17 protein-coding genes are annotated in these 18869 nt (G+C 41.8%); 4 read left to right on the plus strand and 13 right to left on the minus strand.

Annotated elements, in window-relative coordinates:
- Positions 1-234: 234 nt before the first annotated feature.
- The 3 genes from ACTNES_RS05645 to ACTNES_RS05655 all read right to left on the minus strand — a co-directional run bounded on the left by ACTNES_RS05645 (position 235) and on the right by ACTNES_RS05655 (position 3824).
- Complete coding sequence (locus tag ACTNES_RS05645; RefSeq protein ID WP_441038781.1) at positions 235-2115, minus strand: heavy metal translocating P-type ATPase; 1881 nt, start codon at positions 2113-2115, stop codon at positions 235-237.
- A 237-nt stretch (positions 2116-2352) separates the two neighbouring features.
- Positions 2353-3276: a LysR family transcriptional regulator gene (locus ACTNES_RS05650; protein WP_291809144.1), complete on the minus strand. Its 924-nt coding sequence runs from the start codon at positions 3274-3276 to the stop codon at positions 2353-2355.
- A 155-nt stretch (positions 3277-3431) separates the two neighbouring features.
- The gene (locus ACTNES_RS05655) at positions 3432-3824 is read right to left on the minus strand and encodes a DUF3783 domain-containing protein (protein WP_291809142.1); all 393 of its coding nucleotides are present in this window, start codon (positions 3822-3824) and stop codon (positions 3432-3434) included.
- Positions 3825-4094: 270 nt separating this feature from the next.
- Between ACTNES_RS05655 and ACTNES_RS05660 the strand changes: the two genes are divergently transcribed.
- Complete coding sequence (locus ACTNES_RS05660) at positions 4095-5318, plus strand: dicarboxylate/amino acid:cation symporter (RefSeq protein WP_441038784.1); 1224 nt, start codon at positions 4095-4097, stop codon at positions 5316-5318.
- 129 nt (positions 5319-5447) lie between these two features.
- Here ACTNES_RS05660 and ACTNES_RS05665 read toward each other — a convergent pair whose 3' ends face one another.
- From ACTNES_RS05665 to ACTNES_RS05680, 4 genes are all read right to left on the minus strand, one after another.
- Positions 5448-5765 (minus strand): VOC family protein, encoded by a 318-nt coding sequence (locus tag ACTNES_RS05665; RefSeq protein ID WP_441038786.1) that lies wholly within the window; start codon positions 5763-5765, stop codon positions 5448-5450.
- 155 nt (positions 5766-5920) lie between these two features.
- Positions 5921-7249, minus strand: a complete 1329-nt coding sequence (locus ACTNES_RS05670; protein ID WP_412653427.1) for an IS200/IS605 family accessory protein TnpB-related protein — start codon at positions 7247-7249, stop codon at positions 5921-5923.
- A gap of 30 nt (positions 7250-7279) precedes the next feature.
- Positions 7280-7723 (minus strand): IS200/IS605 family transposase, encoded by a 444-nt coding sequence (tnpA, locus tag ACTNES_RS05675; protein WP_119235485.1) that lies wholly within the window; start codon positions 7721-7723, stop codon positions 7280-7282.
- A 110-nt stretch (positions 7724-7833) separates the two neighbouring features.
- Positions 7834-7935, minus strand: a complete 102-nt coding sequence (locus ACTNES_RS05680) for a VOC family protein (protein ID WP_441038788.1) — start codon at positions 7933-7935, stop codon at positions 7834-7836.
- A gap of 201 nt (positions 7936-8136) precedes the next feature.
- Between ACTNES_RS05680 and ACTNES_RS05685 the strand changes: the two genes are divergently transcribed.
- Positions 8137-8370, plus strand: coding sequence for a DUF2798 domain-containing protein (locus ACTNES_RS05685; RefSeq protein WP_291808424.1), 234 nt, complete (start codon positions 8137-8139; stop codon positions 8368-8370).
- A 44-nt stretch (positions 8371-8414) separates the two neighbouring features.
- On the opposite strand, the gene ACTNES_RS05690 is transcribed toward ACTNES_RS05685, so the two are convergent.
- The 4 genes from ACTNES_RS05690 to ACTNES_RS05705 all read right to left on the minus strand — a co-directional run bounded on the left by ACTNES_RS05690 (position 8415) and on the right by ACTNES_RS05705 (position 11290).
- Positions 8415-10046, minus strand: coding sequence for an AAA family ATPase (locus ACTNES_RS05690; protein WP_441038790.1), 1632 nt, complete (start codon positions 10044-10046; stop codon positions 8415-8417).
- A gap of 80 nt (positions 10047-10126) precedes the next feature.
- Positions 10127-10261: a hypothetical protein gene (locus tag ACTNES_RS05695; protein WP_441038791.1), complete on the minus strand. Its 135-nt coding sequence runs from the start codon at positions 10259-10261 to the stop codon at positions 10127-10129.
- A gap of 134 nt (positions 10262-10395) precedes the next feature.
- Complete coding sequence (locus ACTNES_RS05700) at positions 10396-10839, minus strand: hypothetical protein (protein WP_216458480.1); 444 nt, start codon at positions 10837-10839, stop codon at positions 10396-10398.
- On the minus strand, positions 10823-11290 hold the full coding sequence (locus tag ACTNES_RS05705) for a DUF3990 domain-containing protein (protein WP_291808414.1): 468 nt from the start codon (positions 11288-11290) through the stop codon (positions 10823-10825). Before ACTNES_RS05705 ends, ACTNES_RS05700 begins: the two co-directional genes overlap by 17 nt.
- A gap of 808 nt (positions 11291-12098) precedes the next feature.
- On the opposite strand from ACTNES_RS05705, the gene ACTNES_RS05710 reads away from it, so the two are divergent.
- Entirely contained in the window at positions 12099-12641 is a 543-nt protein-coding gene (locus ACTNES_RS05710; protein WP_441038794.1) for a TRAP transporter small permease, read from the plus strand.
- Complete coding sequence (locus ACTNES_RS05715) at positions 12642-15974, plus strand: TRAP transporter large permease subunit (protein WP_441038796.1); 3333 nt, start codon at positions 12642-12644, stop codon at positions 15972-15974.
- 483 nt (positions 15975-16457) lie between these two features.
- On the opposite strand, the gene ACTNES_RS05720 is transcribed toward ACTNES_RS05715, so the two are convergent.
- Both ACTNES_RS05720 and ACTNES_RS05725 read right to left on the minus strand, forming a co-directional pair.
- Positions 16458-17465 carry a GTP-binding protein gene (locus ACTNES_RS05720; protein ID WP_441038798.1) on the minus strand — a complete coding sequence of 336 codons (1008 nt, stop codon included), beginning with the start codon at positions 17463-17465 and terminating at the stop codon, positions 16458-16460.
- Positions 17466-17578: 113 nt separating this feature from the next.
- Positions 17579-18784, minus strand: a complete 1206-nt coding sequence (locus ACTNES_RS05725) for an AfsR/SARP family transcriptional regulator (RefSeq protein ID WP_441038799.1) — start codon at positions 18782-18784, stop codon at positions 17579-17581.
- Positions 18785-18869 lie beyond the last annotated feature (85 nt).

Below are 18869 nucleotides of genomic sequence, written 5' to 3' on the forward strand. Positions count from 1 at the left end.
ATTGGCAAATTGAATGTACAGCTGGAATAGAAGCGATTAACGAACCTTGACAGCTTAATCATTGCTCTGAAATCTGTCACAGGGATACTATACCCTTTTGACAGGGGTATCGAGGAGGATTATGGCTGTATGGGACAATTTTGGGGTTCATGGTTCAGTTTTTAATTCAGATACTGTTCCGTGAATAATTCAGGTATTACATTAAAAATCATCTCGTTCTCCTCCTATATCTTCTTAATGTTTCTTCCATTTTAATAATAATGCCGAGTTAATGATAACCAGCACAGATCCTGCATTGTGTACCAGTGCACCTACAACCGGATTAAGGATTCCAAGAATTGCAAGTACAATTGCAAGAAAGTTTAATCCCATAGAGAATGTCATATTCAATTTGATCGTGATCATCATTCTCTTGGAAAGTGCGATCAGATGTGGAAGTTCTTTGACTTCATCATCTACAAGTGCGATATCTGCTGCATCAACAGCAATGTCACTTCCTACACCGCCCATTGCGATTCCTACGTCTGCTTTCTTTAATGCCGGTGCATCGTTGACACCATCTCCGATCATACAGACTTTTTCGTTTCTCTTTTGGTATTTTTCAATCCAGTTCAGCTTATCTTCCGGCAGACAATTTGCATGAACTTCCTGAATATGAAGCTGTCCTGCGATAGCAGATGCTGCATTTTCGTGATCTCCTGTAAGAAGGACAGGCTGTACTTTTTCTTCTTTCAGTCTGTCGATCATATCCGGGCTTTCTTTACGGACTGTATCAGAAAGAGCCAGATATCCGGCTGCCAGTCCGTCAACTGCTACATAAATAATAGTGCAGCCTTTCATCAGGTATTGCTCAATCTCATCCTGAACCTGTTTCGGGATCAGAATATTATGTGCATCCATCATCTTGGCATTCCCTGCCAGAACATCTTTTCCATTGGCAGTACAGGATACACCCTGTCCCGGGATCATCTGAAAATCCTGCGGTGCTGCTGCTGTTTTTTTCGTCTTCTTTGTGTAACATCTGACTACTGCTTTTCCCAGTGGATGCTCAGATAACTGTTCTGCACTGGCACATAACGCATAAATATCTTCTTCTGTATATGTAGAAAGAGCAGATTTTACTGCAGTTACTTCCGGTGTTCCATAGGTAAGAGTTCCTGTTTTATCAAAAGTAATCTTTGTAACAGATGCCAGTCTCTCAAGGGCATCACCTTCACGTACAAGAAAACCGTGTTTCGTCGCATTACCAATCGCTGCCATAATTGCAGTCGGGGTTGCCAGTACCAGAGCGCAAGGGCAAAATACAACCAGGATCGTTACTGCTCGAATGATTTCTCCGGAAATCAGCCAGGTAAGTGTAGCCGCTGTCAGTGCGATCACAACGATCCATGTCGCCCAACGGTCAGCAAGACTGACGATCTTTGCTTTCCCTGCATCTGCAGACTGTACCAGGCGGATCATTCTCTGAATAGAACTGTCCTCCCCTACTTTCGTAGCTTTCATTTCAAAAGCACCAAACTGATTTACAGTTCCTGAGGAAACTTCATCTCCCGGTTTCTTATCTACAGGAAGAGATTCGCCTGTCATAACTGCCTGATTTACAGAAGTCTCTCCTTGAAGGATCACTCCGTCCACAGGAATGGTTTCTCCTGGCAGAACTCTAAGTATGTCATTTATTTTTACCTCTTCTGCAGGAACCACTTTTTCAGTTTCGCCATTCACAATACGTGCTGTCTGTGGAGTCAGGTGAACCAGTTTCTCAATGCCTGCTCTCGCTTTTGCCACAGTCAGTTCTTCGAGAAGTCCTCCAAGCTGCATTATAAATGCAACTTCGCCTGCTGCAAAATCTTTCCCGATAAATACAGACGCCAACAACGCCAGAGATACCAGCACATCTGCCTTGATATCAAACTCTGTCACAAGTCCGATCACTGCCTCCAGAATGATTGGGATTCCGCAAAGGATAATCGCTACCCATGATGCATCAAATGGCAGCTTCACAAAATCAAAAATGCTGCATAACAGAGCAATTCCGGAAATTATAAGGAACGTAATGTCTTTTTTCGTTCCACCAATCTCCATCAGTTCTTCCAGTTTTCTCATTAAATTTTTCATCTTTCTGCCTCCAAATACCTATGTGGGTATGGGCTTATTATACGTATAGGGGTATGCCTTTGTCAATAGGGTAAAAGAAAAACCATGAAAGTTGATATTTTTTCTCAACGCTCATGGTTTTCTCACTCTTTCTCTTTTGTTTCCTCAGTCGTAACTGTTTAGTACCTTTAATCATCTTAATTGCAGATTGTCGTTTTCTTTTTTATCAAAATTAAGATAGCAATGCTTATACTTACTTCAGACATTCTGCTCCAGATATTTCTGCAGGGAAGATACATACATATTTCCCATCTTGCTGAGAATAGAGTTTTTTCTTGTAATATAGCCAATCTCCATATCGCTGTTCTGGTTCTGCTCGTCTCCCTCAAATGGAATTGCAAGATAATCACTGCCGTTTAGTTCTTCGCAGATAATTCCTGAACACAGGGTATAACCGTTTAGTCCTACCATCAGATTCAGCATAGTTGCACGGTCTGAAGCTTTGACGGTTCTGGAATATTCATTCGTAGACAGAATCTCTTCTGCCAGATAAAAGCTGCTCTTGTCACCCTGCTCAAATGACAGACATGGGTATTTTTCCAATTGGTCATAACTGATAGACTTTTCCTTTGCCAGTGGATGATTCTTCCATAAATATACATATGCCTGACAGTCTATAAGATGATGGAATTCCAGATTCGCGGAATGCAGAAGCTTCAGTATCGCCTTGCGGTTGAAATCACTGAGGTAAAGTACGCCAACTTCGCTCTTCATAGTACTGACATCGCTGATCACGTCTGCAGTTTTTGTCTCTCTGATGGCAAATTCATATTCTGACATGTCAAATTCCTGCGCCATATCCACGAATGCCTTTACAGCAAAGGAATAATGCTGAGTGGAAACACCGAATTTTTTCTTATATGAACCACCCTCGCTATATTTCTCAAGAACACTTTCATACTGACCATAGATCTGACGGGCATACATCAGGAATTCGGTTCCGTCATTAGTCAGAGTTACACCGCGGCCGCTGCGGTTGAATATTGTAATGCCAAGTTCCTTTTCCAGCTCCTTCACTGCATTTGTCAAGGATGGCTGAGAAATATATAATGCCTCTGCTGCTTTATTCAATGAACCTGTCTCTGATATTGTAATGATGTAATTCATTTGTGTTAGTGTCATAATTTCAATTTCTCCTTTTGACCGCAAATCTTAAAATATCGTTTGATTTAATCAATTTTCCAGCATCAATTACAACTATCTCTCTGATTCACACTCAAAGCTATCTCTCTGGAAAATCTGCTTTTTTCACAAAATAGTTCTCTTTGATGTAAATACTATTTTCCAGCTTCCGGATGATACATCTGATGTTCTTTCTCCAGTTCTTTATAAAGCTGGATGCAGCTCCAGTTCTGGTTATGCTCTGTCAGAACTGCTTTGTAATCCACAGGTGTTCCTGCTTTCCTTAATGTAAAGAGTACCTGGTCAAATAAATTACCTGTGATTCCAGCAATGACCAGCATTTCTTTTTCCATCTGCTCCTGTGGGATCAGCGCAATTGGAATTTCGGCTCTTGAAATCTCCTTTACTCCCGCCAGATAGCCAACTGGCTGACAGTAGTCCTGTGGCTCTACTGTTTTTAAACGAATCTTGAATGGCAGTAACGCCATCTTTAATTTGCGGAGTTTCTGCTGGTCTTTGAAATTTATTAATAAAATGGTTGGTTTCATCTGAATTTTCCTTTCTGTCTGCTGGTTTTTGATACTTTTTTAACTCTTATATAAAAGGCCCCACCCCTGCTTATTGCTCTTCGCAATTGAAACAGAGAACTTACCTGATTCAATTAAATGCAATTTATCCTCTTATCGTCCATAATATCACAGAAAATCCGCCAGATTCAATACCTGTCATTGTAATTCACACGTTATTGTGGTAAAGTAGTCTCATGCTATTTTTTCCTAAATCTGGAATATTTATCAGGAAAATGAAGGAGGGAACAAATGAAAAATTTCTATTCGTGGTATAAAAAGCATATTACCACCGCTATCTTTATCGGTCTGATCCTTGGTATCTTTACCGGACTGTTTCTGGCAGGTAGATTCGAGCCGGTTCTTACTGTTACAAGTCTGATCGGAAGCATTTACATGAATGCCCTGAACATGATGATCTTTCCACTGGTCTTCTGTTCCATTATCATGGGTATCTCCAGTATCGGTAATGCCCGTACAACCGGTAAAATTACAGCCGGTGCCATGATCTTCTTCCTGTGTACAACTGCTCTTGCCAGTCTTGCAGGACTGATCATTCCACGACTGATCCATCTTGGAGAAGGTGTCAAATTCGAAATGGCTACTTCCGATATCCAGGCAACAGAAATGACCAGTATCCTGGATACTATCAAGAACCTGATCCCGTCAAACCCGGTTGCAGCTTTCGCAAACGGAAATATGCTTCAGGTACTTGTATTCGCAGTCATCGTAGGCTTCACACTTATCGCTATCGGCGAAAAGGGTACTGCACTTCTGAAAGTCATCGATTCCTGTAACGAAGTCTGTCTGAAAGTCATCAGCACAGTTATGTACTTCACACCTATCGGTGTATTCTGTACTATCGTTCCTGTTGTAGAAGCCAACGGTACAGAAACCATCATTTCACTGGCAACTCAGCTGATCATCCTGTATGCGGCATTCTTCGGATTTGCCCTGGTCATTTACGGCGGCTCCGTGAAATTCATCGGCAAAGAAAGCCCTGTGAAATTCTTCAAAGCAATGCTTCCTGCAGCTCTGAACGCATTCGGAACCTGTTCCAGTTCAGCGACCATTCCGATCAGTAAACAGCGTATGGAAGACGAAATGGGCGTATCCAACAAGATCACAAGTATTACCATTCCTCTTGGCGCTACTGTAAACATGGATGCCGTATCCATCCTGATGTCATTCATGATCATGTTCTTCGCCAATGCATGCGGAATTAACGTAAGAATTTCCATGATGATCATAATCCTTCTGGCAAACGTACTCCTGTCAGTAGGAACCCCTGGAATCCCAGGCGGCGCCATCGCATCTTTCGCAGCACTCGCCACTATGGCAGGCCTGCCGGCAGGTGTTATGGGTGTTTATATCAGTATCAATACTCTCTGCGATATGGGAGCTACCTGCGTTAACGTTATCGGTGATATGGCGGGTTGTGTGGTTTTGAAAGAGAAGATTAAATTAGAAGATTAATCATCAGAAATCTGAAATCTTTCAAATACATATTTCATATGACAATTTAACATCCAGACAAAAAAAGGAAGCAAAATCGAACAGTCATAATTTTGCTTCCTTTTTATTATGTATCAATGTCTTTTCTGCTTACAGATACTGACTGAATTCCACCTTCTCCTTATTCGGTCCTTCAATTGTAAAGAACTTCACTCCTTTCTCCCAGAATGGCAGGAAATGAATGGTATCTTGTGTAGAATTTAAACCAGCTTCATTGATATACTGGAAAATCTCTTCAATGTCTCTTACATCAAGTGCAACATGATCGATCGCGCCATGCTCCATTTTCGCTGCATGGTTCTCATAAGTCTCCACTACCAGAGTTCCAAGCTTCAGGAAAACGACCTTCTCATTCGCTTCCTCATTTACAGTCTCAAATGCTGTGTGAATTAAAAACTTTATCCTCACACGACTGAAGTCGCGTGCTTCCAGACGCTTTAGGCGTCAGACTAAATATCGGCGGATACGCCTGTAACTTAGGTCAGCGCAGTTATGCGCATTTTTCCATGCCAGATATGGCAGGTTCCCACATTGCAGGTAGTCCGCTGTATATCTGCCTGCATTTATGCTGCCTTTAAGATTTCCATTTGTAAATGAAGTTCTTTCAGATCTGCATAAACACATGAGGTTCTACGCTTTACCGGAGGGACTTTTGCCTCCAGCAAAGACCTTTCCGTTACCGGAAGGGGTTTTAAAAGTTCTCTGATAAAATATCTTGCTCCGATATTATACGATGCCGACAGGTCACAGTTATATCTTTTTCCTGTCTGGAATACACAAAGACTGTGATTTTTCGGGTCACGGGACACACTTCCGGAGCCATCGTATGCAAGCCTGCTCGTATTCCATGCGCAGACTCTGGATACCCGCATTCCTTTTCTGTGTGCCTGATGCTCACAGCGTTTCTGGATATCCCGTTTTCTCCACAGATGCAGTTTCTGTTTTTTCTTTCCGGATATCTTTCCCTGCATTTCCAGATACTCGAATACGATCACATCTGCATGGTTCTCTTCTGCATTTTTTACGATCGCACCTGCAATTTTTCTTCCCAGCTCTATGTTCAGGCGTTTCGTATATGCCCATCTTCCCCGTGACTGCGCAGAGCTGTGTTCCCTCTGGAATCTTCGGATCCGGCCCAGTGTGCGGTACATCCGGTCTTTTTCACTGGGATGATTGATAAATTTTCTCCCCAGGACAGTTCCGTCTGCCCGCATAATGGTACAGACCGCATCGGTATTGATTCCCAAGTCCACACTACAGATGATCTGTTCTTTTACCGGTGTCTTCGTAAGTGTCACTTCTTCCGTATAAGAAAAACGCAGGAAATATTTATGGTGCCTTTTCTCCAGTGTCGGGGCTGATGCCTTTTTCCCCGACCAGTTCCTGCGCAGATATTCCATATCTGTGTGATTTAAACGCACACAAAACCATTTCCAGTCATGACCATCATACAGTTTCAGGTATGCTTCGTCTTTTCCTTCTTTTTCCTCTCTGTACATGACATCACGATAAAAAACAGGCATGGCATGATTCTCATACGCCAGTCTGGGTTTCCCTGCTTTTTCTCCTGACTTTTCCCACAGATCCATCCGTGTTTCGTAAGAAGATACACTTCCCAATGCATGTTGGATTGCGGCTCGCCTCAGGTAGGACGGCATCTTCGGAAAGCGAAGATCAAAATCAAAGCGTGCAGGATTCTTTTTTGTAGTATGCACCAGATGCTCTGCAGCATTAAACCGCCTTTTGGCATCCGGTATCTCTGCCAGTTCTTCCCACACCTGCTCATATATTTCTGTCAGGTAACAGACCGCAGACCGGTAGATTTCCAGTGTCTGGCGGACCGGGATATTCTGTTTTCGTAATTCTACGCCATAGCTGGATACGGTCTGCATCTCTTTTCCTCCAACAAATCATTTCTTCTGTCAGGCTTTTTTCTTTTCTTTTTCCTTTTGTCCTTCGATGTAGGCAAGCACCTGGTCTCTGCTCCTGTCACTGACCGTTATGGCACAGTAAGACGGATTCCACAGATGTCCACCCCACAGTTCCTTTTTTAACTCCGGATGCGCAAGAAACATCTGGCGTGCAAGATTTCCTTTCATGATCTTGATCATATCTGAAATATAAAACTGAGGTTTACAGTCCACAAGCAGATGGATATGATCCGGCATCACCTCCATTGCCAGGATCTGAAATTTATATTCTTCTGCAAGATTCTGTAACATTTCTTTGCATTCTGTATCGATTCCGTTTTTTAAAACCTTTTTTCTATATTTTGTACACCAGACAAGATGATACTGCAAGGAATAGACATATCCCCTACCATATGAAAGTTTATTTTTATCTATATTAAATATATCTTTTTCCATATAAATATTATACCATATGTATTGGTTTATGTAAACATTTGTTCTGTTGTTTTGTAAAAAAATTTGCGCGTCTAACTCATCACTGGAAGTAACGAGAATGCGACGCGCAGTTATTCAAACCCTAATTTGTGATAAAATTCTACTGTTTTGTCAATGTCATTTGTCGGAATTCCAATGTGCTGTACCCCTGTTGAATAGTTCTTTAAATCCATAGTTTTTTGCCCCTTTCTGCTAATCCTTGTGGCTTTTTATCGCTCATTATATCAGACTATTTTTTAACCTGACTTATCAGTCACTTAATATCTTATTTTTTTACAATATACGCAGAAAATTATCCGGTTGTCAAGAGTAACCGTCGATTCTTTTCACTAACATAGTCACTATCTACTCTGTGCATAATAACACTTTTCACAATGGTACCACTGATGAGCCTGCTCGGAACCATCGAATCCTCAGGGATCACTTCAAACCTGATCTTCATCTGGCTCCAGACCATCTGCCTGAACTTCATCATGGCCTACCCACTGCAGATCCTGGTTGTCGGACCATTCTGCCGCTTCGTATTTCGCCACCTGTTTGCATCTGCAAATCAGGGAAATGAAACTAAAGTAGAACGTGAAATGGAACAGCAGGGATTTGCGGAATAACTCTGCAAAAAAGAGAGGGCGATTTCTCGCCCTCTGACTTTTGATTAAATTCTATTTCTAAGAATTTCTATTTTACATTTATGCACCTTAGTTTCTTTGTTATAACTAATTCCAACGCCTAAAATTTCTCCAGTATATTTAGGTTCTTCTCCTAATTTACCGAGGAACCGTAGAATATATTCTTTATCTTTAATCTGCTGAATAGCTTCTTCCGGTGTATGATTCACTTTTAATTCCAGAATAATACATGTATCTGTTTTATCTACCGGATAAAAAATAAAATCAACATATCCTTTCCCTGATTTATCTTCCCTCTCCACACGATACCTGTCCCTTGCTGCCAGATATGCAAGATTTACAATTGCCGATAATTCAATTTCATTATTATAAGAAAGTATTGGTGTTTCCGTATTATGAACATAAGACAATATTGTCTCCATTGTTTCCGTGTCCCCATAAAGTGTGGCCTCAAGCATACGCTCAGATTCTTTCGCCAATCTATATACATATCCTAATGAAGCTTCCTTCTGGATCATCTCATCAAATTTATCCATCAATTCTTTATTAGGGATATATACCTTTCCGTTATAATAACTCAAAAAACCATAAACTACCATTGCAGACAAAATTTCATCTCTGGTCGTCAGATTCATAGAAGTAGCTGCATATTCCTGAATCTTTGCCTTCACACCCTCTCCTGTTATCATAACAGCAAGATCGTTGCGCACATCAGCAATATTATGTCTCACATAATAAAATATTTCATCATAAGGGCCAGAACTTGTCCAATAGCTACTTAAATTATTATTCTCTAAAGCCATTACAACTGACCTGGGATTATACATTCTCTCTCCATCTTTTGTAAAATACCCATCATACCATTCGCGCAAGCCTTCACGTGATATATTTATAACTTCATTTCGTTCTTCTCTGATCTTACAATATCTGTTATAAAGCATATCAACCTCTGCATCAGAGAAACCAAAAGCATTTCCAAATTTAAATTCAGAGGCCATCGTATACTCCACAAACATATTCAATTCAGATCCACTGGAGTACTTTGCAATCGGCAATATTCCCGTCATATATGCCAACGCAACATATGGCTTATCCTTCAGCAGTCCCTTCAGAAACAGCAGATATGATTGCTTATCCTTTTCTGTAATAAACGGCATATGAAACACAGAATCCCATTCATCAAAAACAAACACAAAACGTTCATTTCTTCCTGCAAAAATGCGCTGCAGATCTTCTCTTACTGAACTTCCCCTGCGAAATGTAATCTCCGGATATTTCTGCTCTAAATCTATCTTCAGAGTCTCTTTTATAGTATCAATATATTCTTTATAACTGGTACATTCATCATCAACTACACTAAAATCAATATAAATCGTATTATATTGGTTCAAATGATTTTTATAATCAGAGAATTGTGCAATCTTCAAGGAATCAAATACATCACCTGTATCTACATCTTTTCCGAAAAAAGCCCCAATCATATTTGCCATTACCGTTTTTCCAAATCTCCGGGGACGCGTTACACATACATGACGATTTCCAACTTCCGCCAACGGAATCAATTCCTTCAGCATCTGCGACTTATCTACAAAATATGGACTATTCACTTCACTTTTGTACAACGTATATGGTGACATACTATTTAAATAAATTCCCATATGACCAGTCTCCTTTCCCAACAATATCCTTTTATATTCTTCCCTTATATGTAAAATTGTAAGCCTTTTCCACTATATAATCAACCGCAGAATTCTCCCTGTCCATCTTTGCATCTTTCGAAACCTACGACCAACAGAAAATCCTCCTCGAAAGTGAAGCCGTAACTGTCATCCACACAGACAAAGGCTGGAAAACCGACCTCAGAAAATACCAATGGAAAACCACCCTTGATGATGCTTTGTATTTCGAAAGTATATTTAAGCAAAATAACATATAAACAAAACAAGTAAGTTCTCTGCTTATTGTTCTTTACAATTAGAACAGAAAACTTACTTGATTACACCATCATTATTCCAGTATCTCTCCAGCTTTATAACATTCTGCAATATAATCACGCGACTGATAATAAAAATCTGTATTATAGTCTGATATACTTTTATCTATCCAGGAATGATACACTTCCCATACCCCTTCCATAATCTCCTGATCCTTATAACAATCTTCAATCACCCGTTCGTAAACTTCACCGATTGTCCAATAATCTGGAATACGATACCTACAGTCTCCAACATTATCAAACTCCCCCTCTGGAATCTGACATTCTTCTATAAATTCCGATGCAACCTTCTCGATTGGTTCACAATGAAAAACATCCGCATAGTCATAAATCCTCTCCAATGTTTCTCTCCCCATCAAATCCAGAACCATGCAACGTTTCTGTTTCCGAATACGCCCGATATATTCGATTAAACTACAAGTATAAAATAAATTACTATTATTTTTTGTTCCCATAAACTTCCTCACTTCCCATAAATGTTAATGTATCTAATGCAGAAATCGTATGAAAACTAATCTGATGTGTCGGATGATTAAATTTGGCAAGCTCCCAAAATGCAGCCCTTGTTATTTTCCCATCCACAAAAGCCTGTACATAATTAAAAATTGTATCATCAGTCATAGGTCCCTCTACAATATCATACGTATGCGCTTTCCCCGTTCTGCACGCCACAATAAAATCAAGCCATTCATCCGTCATTTTCTCAAATTTCAAATACTTCAATGCCGGATTCGGAATATAATCATAACTGTTCACATATCCCTTTTTCCCATATCTGGTCGCCCACCGCTCCGCCTGTTCCTTATAAACAGTACAATAAAAACCAAAATAAAAATCTTTATTAAAAACCGCTCTTCTCACCTCAGGAAACCTGACAATTTCTCTACTTCCATGAAATAAAATCATCTAATTGTACTCTCCCCTTTCTAATATTATATTTCACAATCACTATATGTACTTATGTCATAAGTATATATCATCTCATATCTAAAAACAATTTTATATATCCATAAGATATTCGAAAATTAATCTCTAAAATAAATTTTCCCCTTATAAAATAATCTCACACTACGCACCCACCCCAAGAAGAAATTGGCTTCGCCCAATTTCTTCCAACAAACTCATTTTTCCACCACAGCCAATAGCCAGCGCGAAGCAACATCCCTTATCACGCTGTGTACGCCCCACACCAACAAACTTCCCCCAAATACTTACAAAAACCTCTTGACTTTCAAAACAAACAGCGTTAAAATTGCTTTAGCTTTTTAAACAGCTAAACCTATAACGCATAAATTCAACGAAGGGAACCAGTAAAAACAGTCCCCCTGTCCTCAGAGAACTGCAGTCCGGTGAAATGCAGTGACAGACCTGTTTCGAATATCATCCCCGAGAAGGAAAGCCGAACCCTTGAATACAGCCATCACAGATATTGCCGTATTCACAGTAAGCTTCCCCGGCCGCCCCCCGTTACAGGAGCCGCGTATATCGGTACGTTGCAGAATCGTACTTGTTTCAAAGGTGAAACAGGGTGGTTACGGAATATTATATGTCCGTCCCTGCGTGGGGCGGACTTTTTTTATGTCAAAAATGCCCTGACACACGAGACATACTTTCTTTTCCAGGCTGTCGATCTGAAACCGAAACACTACTTCTGCTTTTCGAAAACAGTAAATTCCGAAAAACAGTAGCAAAATTTTTGAGAGGAGTAGAGAGCATGAAAATCTACAAAAAAATCATGAACGCACTGGCTGAAGTAGAAAAGATCGTCCTTGTGATCTCCACACTGCTGATCCTGGTGCTGACTGTGGGAAATGTATTTTCCCGTAAAGTTATCCACCGTTCCTGGTCCTTCACAGAAGAACTTGTAGTAGCGGTATTCGTACTCATCACCCTGCTGGCAGCCGCACTTGCCTGCCGCGAAGGAGAACTGGTCAGCCTGACACTTGTCACAGACCGCCTTCCAAAGAAACTGAAGAAACCGTCTGTGATCCTGATCACAGTCCTGAGCATCATCTTCAGCGCCATCCTTTTCAAATACGGCATGGACAAAGTAATCACTCAGTTGGAAAACGGAAAAAGAACCTTCGTATTAAACTGGCCGGAATGGATCTTCTGGTCCTTCGTACCGATCGGTGCAGGATGCATGATCTTACATTTCATCGAATTCTGCCTGGACTTCTGCAGCAAAACCGGAAACACAGACAATACTGACAACAACGCAAACACAATCACAACAGATAAAAAGGAGGACAAATAAATGATCAGTGCAATCTTATTTATCTCCTTCTTCATATTCCTGATCCTGGGTGTGCCCATCGGAATCTGCCTCGGACTTTCCTCCGTATGCGCGATCCTCTACTCCGGTACATCCCTGACGATCGTAGCAACCAACATGTACTCAGGAATCAGCAAATTCCTGCTCCTGGCAATCCCATTCTTCGTATTGTCAGGAAACATCATGGCAAAAGCCGGTATCTCCAAACGACTGATCAAATTCGTTGATACCTGCGTAGGCCACAAAAAAGGCGGTATCGCCATCGTATGTGTTATCGTAGCCTGCTTCTTCGGCGCGATCTCCGGTTCCGGCCCTGCAACTGTTGCAGCCCTTGGTGCCGTACTGATCCCTGCCATGGTAGAACAGGGCGGTTTCTCCGCACCATTCTCCACAGCATTGATGGCTACCTCGAGTTCCATCGCCATTGTCATCCCGCCAAGTATCGCATTCGTTGTATACGCATCCATCACAGGCGTATCCATCGCAGATATGTTCATGGCAGGTATCGTTCCTGGACTCCTTATGGGTGTGGCACTGGTAATCGTAGTAATGCTTGAAGCAAAGAAACATAACATCAAACCATCCAGAGAAAAAACCTCAGGCAAAGAACGCTGGGACGCTTTCAAAGATGCTTTCTGGGGATTCCTGATGCCGATCATCATCCTGGGCGGTATCTACGGCGGTATCTTCACACCAACAGAAGCAGCAGCAGTATCCGTTGTATACGGTCTCTTCGTAGGTATGGTCATCTACCGCGAGGTTTCCATCCGCGATATGTTTGACATCCTGGTAGACTCAGCAAAGACAACCGGCGGTATCATGCTCATCGTAGCAAGTGCCTCCCTGTTCTCCTTTGTATGTACCAAATTCGGTATTGCAGATGCAGCCTCCAGTTTACTTGGAAGCATCGCACATAACCAGTTTACCTTCCTTCTGATCGTAAACATCATCTTCCTGATCGCAGGATGCTTCATCGATGCAAACTCCGCTATGTACATCTTCGTTCCGATCATGCTTCCTGTATGTAAAGCACTGGGATACGATGTAGTAGCATTCGGTGTTATGGCAACTGTAAACCTTGCAATCGGACAGGTAACTCCTCCTGTAGGTGTAAACCTCTTCGTAGCAATCAGTATCAAGATCAAAAAAGGTCTGGAAGTTACTCTTCAGGAAATCTCAAAGGCAGTTGTGCCAATGATCGCAGCCTGCGTTGCAGTCCTTCTGATCGTTACATACATCCCGATCACCTCTACCTTCCTTCCGAAGGCTCTTGCAAAAGAAGGATCCTATACAGGTGATCAGTCATCCTCATCCTCAGACACAGCTTCCAAGGACGCAGGAGACGGCAACAACTCATTTGACACAATCGCAGATTACAGTGACCTTGACTGGCCGGAAATGACCTGGAACTTCGCATGCTCCACTACTGAGACAAGTACCTGGGCTGACGGCGGACGTAAGTTCGGTGAACTGATGGAAAAAGCTACAGGCGGCAAAGTCAAAGTCAACATTTACGCTGCTGACCAGCTGACAAACGGCAACCAGTCCGAAGGTATTCAGGCTCTGATGAATGGGGACCCGGTTCAGATCTCCATGCACTCCAACCTGATCTACTCTGCATTTGACCCACGTTTCAACGTTGTTTCTCTTCCATTCGTCTATGATTCTTACGATGATGCAGATGCGAAATTCGACGGCGAAGCTGGTGAGAAGCTGAAGGAAATCCTGGGTGAGTACGGACTCCACTGCATGGGTATCGCAGAAAACGGTTTCCGCGAAATCACAAACAGCAAACATGAGATCAAGTCTGTAGACGATCTGAAGAACCTGAAGGTTCGTGTAGCAGGTTCCAACCTTCTGATGGAATGCTACAAGAGATGGGGCGCTGATGCCACTAACATGAACTGGTCCGAAACCTACACAGCACTTCAGCAGAACACTGTAGAAGGTCAGGAGAATCCACTTCCTGCTATCGACGCTGCAAGTGTTCAGGAAGTTCAGCCTTACTGCTCTATGTGGGATGCAATTTATGACTGTCTGTTCTTCTGTATCAACGAAGACATCTACAACAGTCTCACAGCAGAACAGCAGGCAGTTGTTGACGAAGCAGGACAGAAAGCAGTTGAATATGAGCGTTACATCAACCGTTCCGGAGATGACGAGATCAAAGAACGCTGGGCAAGCCAGAACGGTGTAACAATCACAGAGAAAGAAGACATGGATATCGACTCCTTCAAAGAGGCAGTTGACGGTATCGATGACTGGTTTGTAAACGAACTGAAGAGCCAGGGCTACGATGATGCCCAGGATCTGGTTGATCTTTTCACAAAGGATTCCTTCAACACAGTGGAAGATTACAGTGATCTGGACTGGCCGGAAACAACCTGGAACTTCGCTTGCTCCACTACTGAGACAAGTACATGGGCTGACGGTGGACGTAAGTTCGGTGAACTGATGGAAAAAGCTACAGGCGGCAAAGTTAAAGTCAACATTTACGCTGCTGACCAGCTGACCAACGGTAACCAGTCCGAAGGTATTCAGGCTCTGATGAATGGGGACCCGGTTCAGATCTCCATGCACTCCAACCTGATCTACTCCGCTTTTGACCCACGTTTCAACGTTGTTTCTCTTCCATTCGTCTATGATTCTTACGACGATGCAGATGCGAAATTCGACGGCGAAGCAGGTGAAAAACTGAAAGAAATCCTTGGCGAATACGGACTCCACTGCATGGGTATCGCAGAAAACGGTTTCCGCGAAATCACAAACAGCAAACATGAAATCAAATCTGTAGATGATATGAAGAACCTGAAGGTCCGTGTAGCAGGTTCCAACCTTCTGATGGAATGCTACAAGAGATGGGGTGCTGATGCCACCAACATGAACTGGTCAGAGACTTACACAGCACTTCAGCAGAACACGGTTGAAGGTGAGGAAAATCCACTTCCTGCTATTGACGCAGCAAGCGTTCAGGAGGTTCAGCCTTACTGTTCCATGTGGGATGCAATTTATGACTGTCTGTTCTTCTGCATCAATCAGGATATCTACGACGGCCTCACACCACAACAGCAGGCAGTTGTTGATGAATGCGGTCAGAAGGCAGTTGAATACGAACGTTACATCAACCGTTCCAGCGACAATGAGATTAAAGAACGCTGGGAATCCAAAAACGGCGTAACCTTCACAGAGAAAGCTGATATGGATATCGATTCCTTTAAGAAAGCCGTAGACGGCGTAGACGAATGGTTCGTAAACGAGCTTAAGAGCCAGGGCTACGAAGACGGTCAGGATCTGGTTGATCTGTTTACCAAATAATCCTTACGGTTACAAAACTCCATAAAAATAAACGAACAGGGTATGAAGTTTCATCAGATTACGATGAGCTTCATACCCTGTTTTATTTTTAATAATATAGAACGCAAAGTACTTGATATCTTCTATTTTTCACGTTATACTGAACAAGTATAATTGAACAGACCCGGATGCGAAGTTTCGACCCCTGCCCTCCAGTTTCACGAAAGGAGGGTGATGCCCGATGAACACAATGGAAGTTCTTACTTTACTGTTGGTAATCTTTACGGCATTGACTTACATAGATCAACATAAAAAGAAATAAGCATCCAACTTTGGGCGGTAGGATGCTTAATTTCTTCACATATTAAATTTACCGAGGGCAACCAGAACACGCTTCCGGTCATCTTCTAAGTAGATTATACAACGAGGCACCTGAATTTTCAAGTGTCCTTTTTGTAAAGTAAAGCGGACATTCGCAGTCACTTCGCGACCTGCGTTCAAATCTCAGATTTTCAGATAAGATTTAATTTTATCCTCCTGCAGTTCTTCTCCAATCACGATCAGAACCTCCTGCCCCACATGAAGCGGACGAATTGTAATTTCATTCTTCGTAGCATTTAATTCAATCCACTGCTGTCCTTCGCTATCTGTCTGAGCAGACTTTCCAGAGTTGTCTTCGTTATCACTATCCACTCTCATAAATCCCTTCATCCGGAATATACGCCCGCATTCAGGATCAGACAAAATCTTCTCGGCCGCTTCCCGCAGTTCCTTCTCAGTCATCTTCACATTCATAAAATACAGAGAAGTAAACGCATCCTCTGCCTCGAACTCCGGCTTTCTGTAGCTTGCCATCACATATCCACAGGATGCAATCCTGTCAAAGTCCTCTTTCGACATTTCATCCCAGTTTTTGTGGATAATATTAACTGTATCCACATTATCCGTTTCACAACGAAATCTCCTGCTGCAATGAACCTTCTCCAACGCCCGGTTCACATGCTCAACCGTCTCCTGGATCTCTTCGAGTGATGCGTCCTGACTCTTGCTCATCACAATGCATCCTGCATCTGCCATCTCCGAAGCCAGAATGAAATCCGCCTCCTCTGACAGATCACGCTCCAGCTTCGAATCTACGATTGCAATCACATTCCCAATCTGATACCAACGGTTTAACGGCTCTTCATGAAGAATATCAAAGAACTCATCCACATCAAAAATCCCAGATGGCTCCACGATCACCCGGTCATAGCCGCACATACCCATAGCGATCAGCTTCGTCTTAAATCTCCTCCTGTGACAGTCCTTATCACACCCTCCGGAGATCATCTCCAACTCACAGTTATCTCCCATCAGATCCTGAAGCAGCATCATATCCACATTCACAGCCCCATAATCATTCTCCAGAATCCCTATATTATTACCATTGTCCATCAGATACTGCGCATACTTTCTGATAAATGTCGTCTTCCCTGAACCAAGAAAGCCGGTAATCAAGTCTATCTTTACCATTTTGTGTCTCCCCTTTGCTGTTATAAATTATCTTTACATAACACTCTTTCCATTGGATAAAACTATTCTCCTCATTGTATGATTAGATTTAAGGAATAAGTTTCGGCAGTATTTCAGCATTGAATATCTTCAGATAAATTTATAATTTTATAACAAATATCAATGTACGCACTTCGATAAATCTTTTTAAATTCCCGAATCAGACGCTCTGCTTTCTGCTTACATTTTTTATCTGAACATTCTGCCGGTAATACCGCATACTGACTTGATCCTAATTCTGTAAAAACATCTCCGTACTCAAGCTTTTTTGATAACACATTCACAAATTTATTTCTCCCATTTTTCAGAATAAACCCCTGTTTCTTTTCCTGCTCTTGCATATCATCGACAAGAAGCGAAAATAAAATCAGATATTCTTCTGTTCCTCTTCCTCTGCTCCTTCCGATCAGAAACAGACATAACTGCTCAAAAATTTCCCTTGCACAAAAACAACCGCCTTGCTTTTCGTGCGTAAATTTCATAAGAGACCTTAATACTTTCATGAAATCTGGTTCGTTAGATATACTGGAAGACATAATTTCTTTATACAGAGAATTCAGGCGCTCCGGAAAATATCCCTGTAGCTGCTCTCTCCATACACTTTGAGCAGTTTCCCACTCTTTCAGCGCTTCACTTACCTTTTTCTGCTGAATCAATGCCTTGATCAACCAGTATCTGATATCTTCATCCAACAGTTCTGCTGGCATGGCGTATCGGCATAGCTGCACAAGCTCTTTATATTTCTTTTCTTTTTCCAGCAATCCAGCCATACTCTTCACTGCCTCCAGAAAAAGAGAGGTATAATACGTATCAATTCCAATCATCCAGTGCTCATCTGTAAGGATCCCTGTAAGAGGTCTCCAGGAGCAAAGGATCTCTTTATATAAAATCTTTTGTTTTTCCAAATCCGGACAATTTCTGGCTTTCTCATATTGTTCCTTAAAAACCTCCACATCTACGATTACGGGAATTTCCGGATTCCAGGCATAATTTTTATATCCTGTTACAATATAAGTGTGTGGACCTATAATTTTCAATATTTTTCTTAGCCGATATATTAGATTCTTTACATACCCGTCTGCGTTTTCAAAATTCCTTTCCGTCTTCTGCCGTAGCAGAAATTCCTCCAGTTCCTGAATTGTGACAATCCGTCTTCTGTTCAGAACCAGAAACGTCAGCAATTTAATTCCTATTACAGATCGAATATCTTTTTCTCTTAATGTTATATCTCCTGAAGATATCTGAAAAGTTCCCATTAACTTAATCCTGACCGGTTCCATATCTTATCCTCATTTGTATTATTTATATCAATCCTCGTAAATGATGCATTTGAGAGAATTACTATAGTTTCGAATATTTTAACAC

Source organism: Blautia sp. HCP3S3_D9 (assembly GCF_052063845.1).
Classification (GTDB): Bacteria; Bacillota; Clostridia; order Lachnospirales; family Lachnospiraceae; genus Blautia_A.